This is a genomic window from Streptomyces sp. RP5T (assembly GCF_003933965.1).
GTDB lineage: Bacteria > Actinomycetota > Actinomycetes > Streptomycetales > Streptomycetaceae > Streptomyces.
Map to the genome: position 1 here is coordinate 1 of NZ_RSAJ01000299.1, position 10109 is coordinate 10109.

Here is a 10109-nt window from a genome sequence, read left to right on the forward strand (position 1 = left end):
GTAGACGACTGGGTTGATAGGCCGGATCTGGAAGGCGGGTAACCGCTGGAGGTGACCGGTACTAATAGGCCGAGGGCTTGTCCATATTTGCTCGCGTCCACTGTGTTAGTTCTGAGGCAACGACCGTTGCCGGCTTTTGAGCAGAACGCATAATTAAAAAGTGTGCTTGTTCGCTCGAAACCATTAGGGTTTCGGTGGTCATAGCGTGAGGGAAACGCCCGGTTACATTCCGAACCCGGAAGCTAAGCCTTACAGCGCCGATGGTACTGCAGGGGGGACCCTGTGGGAGAGTAGGACACCGCCGAACAATATTTGGAGGACCCCTGGTCCCAGCGTTCAGCTGGGACCAGGGGTCCTTTTGTTTTTAGAATGCTTGCAGTACCGAAGACAGGAGTCACCATGTCCACCAACTCTCCCGACGACCGACCGGAGCGCGACCAGCGGCGACGGGACAGTGGTGACCGTGGCGATCGCGGTTACCGAGGAGACCGTGGTGACCGCGGCGGCAACCGTGGTGGCGGCTACGGCCGTCGCGACGACAACCGCGGCGGAGGCTACGTCCGGCGGGACGACCGACGTGATGACCGCCGTGGGGACGACCGTGGGGACCGTGGTGGTTTCCGTCGCGACGACAACCGCGCCGGTGACAGCCGTGGTGGTGACCATCGTGGTGGCGGTTATGGCCGGCGTGATGACCGTGACCGGGGTCCTCGTGGGGACGACCGTGGACCTCGCCCGCCGTTCCGTCGTGACGACCGTCCGGCCGGGCCCCGCCGTGACGACCGCGATCGTGGCTTCCGACGCGATGGTGACCGGCCCGCCTTCCGTCGGGACGACCGCCGGGACGACCGTGGGGACCGCGGCGCGGATCGCGGCGAGCGCGTAGAGCGCAGGGACAGCGACCGCGGTGGTTTCCGCCGTGACGACAACCGCGGCGGCGGTGGGTACGGGCGTCGTGACGACCGTGGGGACCGTGGTGGTTTCCGTCGCGACGACAACCGCGCCGGTGACAGCCGTGGTGGTGACCATCGTGGTGGCGGTTATGGTCGGCGTGATGACCGTGACCGGGGTCCTCGTGGGGACGACCGTGGACCTCGCCCGCCGTTCCGTCGTGACGACCGGGGCGATCGCGGAGACCGTGGCGATCGTGGTGGCTTCCGTCGCGACGACAACCGTGGCAGCTACGACCGCCGTGACGACCGTGGCAGCTACGACCGTCGGGATGACCGACGTGACGACCGTCGCAGTGATGACCGTGGGGACCGCGGTGGCTTCCGCCGGGACCATGACCGTCGTGACGACAACCGGGGCGACCGTGGCGGGTTCCGCCGGGACGACAACCGGGGCGAGCGCGGCGGGTTCCGTGGGCGGGACGACCGACGGGACGACAGGCGGGACGACCGTGGTGGACGCGGTGGGCCCCGTAGGGACGACCGCGGCGGGCGGCCCGGTGGGTTCCGTGGGCGGGACGACCGGCGTGGTGGCGACGACCGCCGTGGCGGTGGCGGGCGTTTCCGTGACGAGCGGGACCGCGACCGCGAGCCGATCAAGCGGCTGCCCATCCCCGAGGACGTCACGGGCGACGAGATCGACAAGGACGTACGGCAGGAGCTTCAGAGTCTGCCGAAGGGGCTTGCGGAGGATGTCGCCAAGAACCTGGTGATGGTCGCCCGGCTCATCGACGAGGACCCCGAGGGCGCCTACGGCTACTCCAAGGTTGCCCTGCGGCTGGCGTCGCGTGTCGCCGCCGTACGCGAGGCGGCCGGGTTCGCGGCGTACGCCAGTCAGAAGTACAGCGAGGCGCTCGCGGAGTTCCGGGCCGCGCGGCGGATGACCGGGAACGTGGAGCTGTGGCCGGTCATGGCCGACTGCGAGCGTGGGCTCGGCCGGCCCGAGAAGGCGCTGGACATGGCCGGGGCGCCCGAGGTGCACAAGCTCGACAAGGCCGGACAGGTCGAGATGCGGCTCGTCGCCGCCGGTGCCCGGCGTGACATGGGGCAGCTGGACGCGGCGATCGTGACGCTGCAGAGCCCCGAGCTGGCCTCGAACTCCGTGCAGCCGTGGACCGCGCGACTGCGGTACGCGTACGCCGACGCGCTGCTCGCGGCCGGGCGGGAGAGCGAGGCGCGGGAGTGGTTCGCCAAGGCCGTGGAGTCCGACAAGGACGGCAGCACGGACGCCTCCGACCGGCTCGCCGAGCTGGACGGTGTCGAGTTCGTGGACGCCTTCGCCGATGAGGAGTACGAGGGTGACGGCGAGGCCGCGCCGGTCGAGGCGATCGTGGAAGACCGGGACGACGAGGGCCGCGAGGACGACGAGGACGTCGAGGAAGACGGCCTCAAGGACTGACCTGCGTCGTCGGTGAGCCAAGGGGCGGGATCCCGGGATCCCGCCCCTTCTTGCGTCATACGTCCAGCGCGCGCAGCACCAGGCCCGACGCCGGTTTCGGGCCGAACGACGTCGACTTGCGCGGCATCGTGACGCCTTGGCGGGCCAGGTCGCGTACGACGTCCTCGCGGACCGGGTGCATCAGGACCGCGGTGCCGGCGTCGCGTTCCGCCTTCTCGACCGTGGCGGCGGTGTCGTGGATGTAGGCGATGCGGGCGGGGTCGTCCTCGGGGACCTGCCAGATGTGGGCGAGGAGCGTGGCGTGCAGGACCGTGGCGTCCAGGGTGCGCCAGGCGGCGGGGCGGTCCGTCGGGATCGTGCGGGCCAGCAGGTCCGGGTCCGGGCGGTCCACGAGGTGGAAGGCGCCGTCGCCGGCGAGGAGGAAGGCGTTGCCCGCGCAGGCGGCGTCGGCGAGGACGTCCAGGGCCTCGGCCAGCGGCACTTCGAGGCGTCGTACGCGGAAGAGGCCGTCGAGGAGTGCGAGGGACCTGGCCACCGGGGTGTTGTGCAGCAGGCGGTGGATGGCGCGCACGCGCAGGGGGTAGCGGGCCGTGTCGACGAGGAGGACCAGGCCGTGGTCCCAGGGGCTGGGGGAGGGGTGCTCCGCGCGTAGACGGCGGTAGGTCGCCCAGCGGTGGTGGCCATCGGCGATGAGGGCCTGGTGCCGGGTCAGGTCCGACTGGATGCGGGCCACTTCGGCGGGGTCGGTGATCGACCACAGGCGGTGCCGGTAGCCGTCCTCGGTGGTGGTGGCGAGGAGCGGGGGCTGTGCGGCCGTGCGTTCGATCGCGCTCGTCGTGACGGACTCCGAGCCGTTGCCGCGGTAGGTGAGCAGCAGGGGTTCCAGGTTGGCGGAGGTGGCGCGCATCAGGGCCGCGCGGTCGGCGACGACGTGCGGCATGACGTCCTCGTGGGGCAGGACCACGCCCTCCGAGGGCTCCGACAGGCGCAGGGTGCCGATGATTCCGCGCTGGAGCAGGCCGGCGCCGTCGTCCTGTTCGTAGACGTACAGGCCGGGCTCGCGGTCGGCGGCCAGGATGCCCTCGGAGAGCCAGCCGCGCAGGGTGCGGGCCGCCTGTTCGTTGCGTTCGGCCGGGGTCGTCGCCTGCGGGAGGATCAGCCGGACGATGTTGTACGGGTCGTTCGACTGGAGCTGGTGCAGGCCGTCGGGGCGGACCACGACGTCGTACGGCGGGGATGTCACGGCGGCCAGGCTGCCGACCCGGTCGGGGTCGTAGCGCAGGCCTCGGAACGGGGTGAGTTCCAGGCCTCGGCGCGCCGTTGCTTCCGGGTGACCTGCTGTGTTCATCCCGGCATCGTACGGGTGTCGGTGCCATGGGGGATGATCGGGGGAAAGCCGACGAACGAGGAGCGATGCGGAATGAGCCAGCGCGCAAGGACGAGGCCCGAGGGCAGTGAGCAGGCCCTGAGCGAGGCGTACGACACCGCGCTGCTCGACCTCGACGGGGTGGTGTACGCGGGCGGGAACGCGATCGCGCACGCCGTCGAGTCGCTCGCCACCGCGCGCGAGGGGGGCATGCACCTCGCCTACGTCACCAACAACGCGCTGCGGACGCCCGATGCGGTGGCCGGGCATCTCACCGAGCTGGGCATACCGACGGGGGCCGAGGACGTCATCACCTCCGCGCAGGCGGTCGCGCGGCTGATCAGTGAGCAGGTTCCGGCCGGGGCGCGGGTGCTGGTCATCGGGGGTGAGGGCCTGCGGGTGGCGCTGCGCGAGCGGGGGCTGGAGCCCGTGGAGTCGGCGGACGACGATCCGGCGGCGGTCGTGCAGGGGTTCGGCGGTCCGGATCTGCCCTGGGGGCGCTTCGCCGAGGCCAGCTATGCCGTCGCGCGCGGGGTGCCCTGGTTCGCGTCCAACACCGACCTGACGATTCCGAGCGGCCGTGGGATCGCGCCGGGCAACGGCGCGGCGGTGGAGGTCGTGCGGATCGCGACCGGCGCCGAGCCGCAGGTCGCGGGCAAGCCGTTGCCTCCCATGCACCGGGAGACGATCCTGCGGACCGGTGCCAAGCGGCCGTTGGTGGTCGGGGACCGGCTGGACACCGACATCGAGGGCGCGTTCAACGGCGAGGTGGACTCGCTGCTCGTGCTCACCGGAGTCACCGACGGCACCCAGCTGCTGGCCGCGCCGCCGCAGCACCGGCCGACCTATGTGGACGCGGATCTGCGGGGGATGCTCACCGGGCAGCCCGAGGTCGTCGAGGCGGGCGACGGTTTCCGGTGCGGGGGATGGACGGCGACGGCCGGGAAGGAGCGGCTGGAACTCGACGGTGACGGTGCGGCCCTGGACGGGTTGCGGGCGCTGTGCGCGGCGGCCTGGACGGCGGCCGGGGAGGGTGTGTGCGAGCTGGACGCGGGGAAGGCGCTGGCCAGGCTGGGGCTGTGAGCCGCTGGTCCTGAGGGGACCTGGTAACGGGGGAGCGGGCCTCGGGATCGCGGCTCTTTGGCAGGGTAGGCTAACCTAACTGCGTGTTGGTCGACAGTCCTCCCGAACAGCGCGCGGAGACCGCCCCCGCGCCCCCAACCCGCCGGGCGATACGAGTCCTTGGGCTCCTCGTGTCCGTCGTGATCCTGGCGCTCGTCGCCGTGGCGAGCATCGCGATCGGGGCGAAAGGGCTGTCCGTGGCGCAGGTCTGGCACGGTCTGTTCCAGGACACGGGGACCTACGGCGACGTCGTGGTCGCCGACCGGCTGTCACGGACCCTGCTCGGGCTGCTCGCGGGCGCGGCGCTCGGCCTGTCCGGGGCGGTGCTCCAAGCGCTCACCCGCAATCCGCTGGCCGATCCGGGGCTGCTCGGCATCAACGCCGGCGCGTCCGCCGCGGTCGTCACCGCGATTACCTTCTTCGGCGTCACCTCGCTCAGCGGCTATGTGTGGTTCGCCTTCCTCGGCGCGGCAGCGGTCGGCGCGCTGGTCTGGTTCCTCGGCGGCAGCCGGGGGGCCACCCCGGTCCGGCTCGCCCTGGCCGGCACGGCGATCAGCGCGGCCCTGTACGGCTATCTCCAGGCCGTGATGATCACCGACGACCAGGCGCTGAACAAGATGCGTTTCTGGACGGTCGGTTCGCTCTCCTCCGCGAGTAACTCGACGATCCTTCAGGTGCTGCCGTTCCTCGCGGCCGGATCGCTCCTGGCCCTGGCGCTCGCCCGGCCGCTCAACGCGATGGAGATGGGCGACGACACCGCCAAGGCCCTCGGGGCCCACCTCAACCGCACCCGGGCTCTGGCCATGCTCTCCGCGACCGTGCTGTGCGGGGCGGCGACCGCGGCCTGCGGACCGATCGTGTTCGTGGGCCTGATGGTGCCGCACGTCGTGCGCTCCTTCACCGGCCCCGACCTGCGCTGGATCCTGCCCTACGCGACGGTCCTGTCGCCCGTGCTGCTGCTGGGGTCCGACGTCGTCGGCCGGATCGTGGCGCGGCCCGCGGAGCTCCAGGTCGGCATCGTCACCGCGGTCATCGGCGGGCCGGTCTTCATCTTTCTCGTACGACGGCGGAGGACGGCGCAGCTGTGAGGACCAACCGTGCCCTCAGGACCCCCGGCGGGCTCTCCGTCCGGCTGGACGTCCGGGCCACCGTCGTCGTCGCCCTGATCCTGCTCGCCGCGCTCACCGCGAGCGTGGTGCTGATCGGCACGGGCGACTTCCCGATCCCCGCCGGGGACGTACTCAAGACGCTGCTCGGCAACGGCAACGCGGGGCAGGAGTTCATCGTCAACGAGCTGCGGCTGCCCCGGGTCCTCGTCGGGCTCCTGGTCGGTGCCTCGCTCGGGCTCGGGGGCGCGCTGTTCCAGGCCGTCTCCCGCAATCCGCTGGGCAGTCCGGACGTGCTCGGCCTCAGCCAGGGGGCCACGGCCGGGGCGCTCACGATGATCGTGCTGTTCTCCGGGAGCGCGACCCAGATCACCCTGGGCGCGCTCGTGGGCGGCCTCGTGACCGGGCTCGCCATCTATCTGCTCGCCTGGAAGCAGGGGGTGCACGGGTACCGGCTGGTGCTGGTCGGCATCGGCGTCTCCGCGATCGTCACGGCGGTCAACGGCTATCTGCTGACCAGGTCCACGCTCACCGAGGCGGCCCAGGCCGTCGTCTGGATGACCGGCTCCCTCAGCGGCCGGGACTGGACGCAGGTGTGGCCGCTGCTGTGGCTGTGCGCGGTCCTCGTCCCGCTCGTCCTCGCCAACGGACGCGGCCTGAGGATGATGGAGATGGGCGACGACGTCTCCCACGCCCTCGGGGTGCGCGTCGAGCGCGTCCGGCTGCTGCTCCTGGTCGCCGCCGTCCTGCTCACCGCCGCCGCCACCGCGGCCGCCGGACCGGTCAGCTTCGTCGCGCTCACCGCCCCGCAGCTGGCCCGCCGCCTCACCCGCTCGCCCGGCCCCAACCTGCTGGCCTCGCTGTGCATGGGGGCCGCCCTCCTGGTCACCGCCGACTGGGTCTCGCAGAAGGTCTTCGGCGCGGACCAGCTGCCCGTCGGCGTGGTCACCGGAGTCCTCGGCGGCGTCTACCTGCTGTGGCTCCTGGTCACCGAGCGCAGGGCGGGCCGGATATGAACACCCCGAGGAGCACAAGGAGCACCGTGAACCGCCTGTCCGCCGACACCGTCACCCTCGCCTACGACCAGCGCGTCATCGCCGAGCAGCTGTCGGTGGAGATACCCGACCACTCCTTCACGGTGATCGTCGGCCCCAACGCGTGCGGCAAGTCCACGCTCCTGCGGGCCCTCTCGCGCATGCTCAAGCCCAGCCGGGGCAAGGTGCTGCTCGACGGGCAGGTCATCCAGTCGATGCCGGCGAAGAAGGTCGCCCGCACCCTGGGCCTGCTCCCGCAGTCCTCGATCGCGCCCGACGGGATCACCGTCGCCGACCTGGTCGGCCGCGGCCGCTACCCGCACCAGGGCATCCTGCGCCAGTGGTCCACCGAGGACGAGCGGGTCGTCCAGGAGTCCATGCGGCAGACCGGGGTCGCCGAACTCGCCGAGCGGTACGTCGACGAGCTGTCCGGCGGCCAGCGCCAGCGGGTGTGGATCGCGATGGCGCTCGCCCAGCAGACCCCGCTGCTGCTCCTGGACGAGCCGACGACCTACCTCGACATCCAGCACCAGATCGACGTCCTCGACCTGTGCGCCGAACTGCACGAGGAGCAGGGCCGCACCCTGGTCGCCGTCCTGCACGACCTCAACCACGCGGCCCGGTACGCCACCCATCTCATCGCGCTCAAGAGCGGGCGGGTCATCGCCGAGGGCGCTCCGAACGACATCGTCACGGCCGAGCTGGTCGAGGAGGTCTTCGGGCTGCGCTGCCAGGTCATCGACGACCCGGAGACGGGGACACCGCTGGTGGTGCCGGCCGCGCGCAAGGCACGCGCACGCGTGGAGGCCGAACAGACGGTGGGCGCTACAGAAGCTTCCTGAGCCGGAGCAGGTCGCGCAGCCCCGCCTCCAGCTTCACCCGGCCCGAGCCCCACGCCTTGGCGAAGTTCAGCCCGCCGTCCACCAGCGCCACCAGGTCGTCGCCCGCCATGGTCAGTCTGATCTGGGCCTTCTCCTTCGGAGAACCCTTGACCGTGTCCCGCACCACGATCCCGCCGCCCGTCATCCGGCCGACGAACGTGACGTCGAGATCGGTGATACGGCAGCTCACCGAGCGGTCCATGGACGCCGCCGCGGCGACGTCCCCCTCGGCGTGGCGCATGTTTGCGGAGAGCTTTTCGAGTGCGGCACGGCACTCCTCGATCGTGGCCATCGCGATCGACGGTACCCCAGGGGTTCGGGGTAGCGTCTGGGCATGAGCGACGCAGTTCCAGAGCCTTCACACGAGGTCGCGGCCGAACCCGAGGGGGACCCGGCCGCCCCGGCCCCGCTGAACGTCCCGCGCACCCCCACCGGCAACTCCGAGGTCGACGTACAGCTGGAGCGGCTCGGGGACGCCGACCACCTCGCCACCGACGGACACATCGAGGTGTACGAGGATGTACACCGGGGACTGCGCGACGCGCTCACCGCGCTCGACGTCCGCCCGGGACCTCCGGCGCCCTCACCGTCGTATGACCAGAGGGCGCCCTCACCCTCGTATGGCACTAGGAGCTGAACCGAACGTGGCAGGAGTCGCACGCCGTCGGCTGGACGCGGAGCTGGTCCGGCGGAAGCTGGCGCGCTCGCGTGAGCACGCCAGCCAGCTGATCGCGGCCGGGCGGGTCACCGTCGGCAAGACCGTCGCGACCAAGCCCGCCACCCAGGTGGAGACCGCGGCGGCGATCGTGGTGCAGAGCGACGACGGCGATCCCGACTACGTGTCGCGGGGCGGGCACAAGCTCGCGGGCGCCCTTCAGGTCTTCGTGCCGCGCGGGCTGGTGGTCGAGGGGCGGCGGGCGCTGGACGCCGGCGCCTCCACCGGGGGCTTCACCGATGTGCTGCTGCGGGCCGGGGCCGCGCACGTGGTCGCCGTCGACGTCGGTTACGGACAACTTGCCTGGTCTCTTCGGAGCGATGAACGCGTCACCGTCAAGGACCGTACGAACGTACGCGAGTTGACGCTCGAAGCGATCGATGGGGAACCAGTGGATCTTGTCGTGGGGGATCTGTCCTTCATCCCGCTCGGACTGGTACTGCCCGCCCTGGTGCGGTGCGTGAAGCCGGACGCCGATCTGGTGATGATGGTGAAGCCGCAGTTCGAGGTGGGGAAGGAGCGGCTGGGCAGCGGGGGAGTCGTACGGAGCACGCAGCTGCGGGCGGAGGCCGTGCGGGGAGTGGCCGAGAAGGCGGGGGAACTCGGCCTCGGGGTGAACGGGGTCACGGCCAGTCCGTTGCCCGGACCCTCGGGCAATGTCGAATACTTTCTGTGGCTGCGTGCCGGGGCGCCCGCCCTGGACCCGGCCGATGTCGACCGTGCAGTTGCGGAGGGGCCGCGTTGAGCCAGAACAAAGCTCGTACTGTTTTCCTGCTCGCCCACACCGGGCGGCCCGCGGCCATTCGGAGTGCCGAGCTGGTCGTGAAGGGGCTGCTGCGCTCCGACATCGGCGTGCGCGTCCTGGAGTACGAGGCGGCCGACCTGCCGCTGCCGCCCGAGGTGCAGCTGGTCAAGGAGGCGACCCCGCAGTGCCTCGAAGGGTGCGAGCTGCTCATCGTCCTCGGCGGCGACGGGACGCTGCTGCGCGGCGCCGAGTTCGCCCGCGCGTCCGGGGTGCCGATGCTCGGCGTCAACCTGGGCAGCGTCGGGTTCCTCGCGGAGGCCGAGCGGGACGATCTCGACAAGGTTGTCGACCGGGTGGTGACCAAGGCGTACGAGGTCGAGGAGCGGATGACCGTCGATGTCGTCGTTCACCGGAACGGGGACATCGTCCACACCGACTGGGCGCTCAACGAAGCCGCCGTGCAGAAGGCCGGTGCGGAGAAGCTTCTCGAGGTCGTGCTGGAGATCGACGGGCGGCCGGTGACGGGCTTCGGGTGCGACGGGATCGTGCTGTCCACGCCCACCGGGTCCACGGCTTACGCCTTCTCCGCCGGCGGGCCCGTGGTGTGGCCGGAGGTGGAGGCGCTGTTGATGGTGCCGATCTCCGCGCACGCGCTGTTCGCCAAGCCGTTGGTGACCTCGCCGAACTCCGTGCTCGCCGTGGAGCTGTTGCCGCACATCCCGCCGGGGGTGCTGTGGTGTGACGGGCGGCGGACGTTCGAGCTGCCGCCGGGGGCGCGGGTGGAGGTGCGG

The 10109-nt window shown here is 71.3% G+C and carries 11 protein-coding genes and 2 rRNA genes; 10 read left to right on the forward strand and 3 right to left on the reverse strand.

Features of this window, described 5'->3' with window-relative positions:
* Both EHS43_RS26870 and rrf read left to right on the forward strand, forming a co-directional pair.
* Nucleotides 1–85 (forward strand): 23S ribosomal RNA (locus EHS43_RS26870); the annotation flags it as partial.
* Nucleotides 86–190: 105 nt separating this feature from the next.
* Nucleotides 191–307 (forward strand): 5S ribosomal RNA (gene rrf, locus EHS43_RS26875).
* 29 nt (nucleotides 308–336) lie between these two features.
* Here the strand turns inward: rrf and EHS43_RS47110 are convergent.
* Nucleotides 337–1287 (reverse strand): hypothetical protein, encoded by a 951-nt coding sequence (locus tag EHS43_RS47110; RefSeq protein WP_221740763.1) that lies wholly within the window; start codon nucleotides 1285–1287, stop codon nucleotides 337–339.
* Nucleotides 1288–1554: 267 nt separating this feature from the next.
* Between EHS43_RS47110 and EHS43_RS47115 the strand changes: the two genes are divergently transcribed.
* Complete coding sequence (locus EHS43_RS47115) at nucleotides 1555–2349, forward strand: tetratricopeptide repeat protein (protein ID WP_221740762.1); 795 nt, start codon at nucleotides 1555–1557, stop codon at nucleotides 2347–2349.
* A gap of 55 nt (nucleotides 2350–2404) precedes the next feature.
* On the opposite strand, the gene EHS43_RS26885 is transcribed toward EHS43_RS47115, so the two are convergent.
* Complete coding sequence (locus EHS43_RS26885) at nucleotides 2405–3697, reverse strand: DUF1015 domain-containing protein (protein WP_125193330.1); 1293 nt, start codon at nucleotides 3695–3697, stop codon at nucleotides 2405–2407.
* Between the two features lie 72 nt (nucleotides 3698–3769).
* Here EHS43_RS26885 and EHS43_RS26890 point away from each other — a divergent pair, with 72 nt between their 5' ends.
* The 4 genes from EHS43_RS26890 to EHS43_RS26905 all read left to right on the forward strand — a co-directional run bounded on the left by EHS43_RS26890 (nucleotide 3770) and on the right by EHS43_RS26905 (nucleotide 7819).
* Complete coding sequence (locus EHS43_RS26890; protein ID WP_125193331.1) at nucleotides 3770–4798, forward strand: HAD hydrolase-like protein; 1029 nt, start codon at nucleotides 3770–3772, stop codon at nucleotides 4796–4798.
* An 83-nt stretch (nucleotides 4799–4881) separates the two neighbouring features.
* Nucleotides 4882–5925 (forward strand): iron ABC transporter permease, encoded by a 1044-nt coding sequence (locus tag EHS43_RS26895; protein ID WP_125193332.1) that lies wholly within the window; start codon nucleotides 4882–4884, stop codon nucleotides 5923–5925.
* Nucleotides 5922–6959, forward strand: coding sequence for an iron chelate uptake ABC transporter family permease subunit (locus EHS43_RS26900; RefSeq protein ID WP_125193333.1), 1038 nt, complete (start codon nucleotides 5922–5924; stop codon nucleotides 6957–6959). Before EHS43_RS26895 ends, EHS43_RS26900 begins: the two co-directional genes overlap by 4 nt.
* Nucleotides 6956–7819 (forward strand): ABC transporter ATP-binding protein, encoded by an 864-nt coding sequence (locus EHS43_RS26905; RefSeq protein WP_125193334.1) that lies wholly within the window; start codon nucleotides 6956–6958, stop codon nucleotides 7817–7819. The genes EHS43_RS26900 and EHS43_RS26905 overlap by 4 nt, the downstream gene beginning before the upstream one ends.
* Here EHS43_RS26905 and EHS43_RS26910 read toward each other — a convergent pair.
* Nucleotides 7803–8150: an SCP2 sterol-binding domain-containing protein gene (locus EHS43_RS26910; protein WP_125193335.1), complete on the reverse strand. Its 348-nt coding sequence runs from the start codon at nucleotides 8148–8150 to the stop codon at nucleotides 7803–7805. The two genes, EHS43_RS26905 and EHS43_RS26910, sit on opposite strands and share 17 nt — an antisense overlap.
* A 42-nt stretch (nucleotides 8151–8192) precedes the next feature.
* Between EHS43_RS26910 and EHS43_RS26915 the strand changes: the two genes are divergently transcribed.
* The 3 genes from EHS43_RS26915 to EHS43_RS26925 all read left to right on the forward strand — a co-directional run.
* Nucleotides 8193–8495, forward strand: a complete 303-nt coding sequence (locus tag EHS43_RS26915) for a hypothetical protein (RefSeq protein WP_125193336.1) — start codon at nucleotides 8193–8195, stop codon at nucleotides 8493–8495.
* Between the two features lie 7 nt (nucleotides 8496–8502).
* Nucleotides 8503–9318 (forward strand): TlyA family RNA methyltransferase, encoded by an 816-nt coding sequence (locus tag EHS43_RS26920; protein ID WP_125193337.1) that lies wholly within the window; start codon nucleotides 8503–8505, stop codon nucleotides 9316–9318.
* Nucleotides 9315–10109, forward strand: a 795-nt coding sequence (locus tag EHS43_RS26925; RefSeq protein WP_125193338.1) for an NAD kinase, incomplete at its 3' end; no start/stop codon positions are given. The genes EHS43_RS26920 and EHS43_RS26925, both read left to right, overlap by 4 nt.

Coding starts and splice junctions, on each gene's coding strand:
- EHS43_RS47110 (WP_221740763.1), bottom strand. CDS start 1,287: ATGGTCCCGGCGGAAGCCACCGCGGTCCCCACGGTCATCACTGCGACG.
- EHS43_RS26890 (WP_125193331.1), top strand. CDS start 3,770: ATGAGCCAGCGCGCAAGGACGAGGCCCGAGGGCAGTGAGCAGGCCCTG.
- EHS43_RS26905 (WP_125193334.1), top strand. CDS start 6,956: ATGAACACCCCGAGGAGCACAAGGAGCACCGTGAACCGCCTGTCCGCC.
- EHS43_RS26910 (WP_125193335.1), bottom strand. CDS start 8,150: ATGGCCACGATCGAGGAGTGCCGTGCCGCACTCGAAAAGCTCTCCGCA.
- EHS43_RS26915 (WP_125193336.1), top strand. CDS start 8,193: ATGAGCGACGCAGTTCCAGAGCCTTCACACGAGGTCGCGGCCGAACCC.
- EHS43_RS26885 (WP_125193330.1), bottom strand. CDS start 3,697: ATGAACACAGCAGGTCACCCGGAAGCAACGGCGCGCCGAGGCCTGGAA.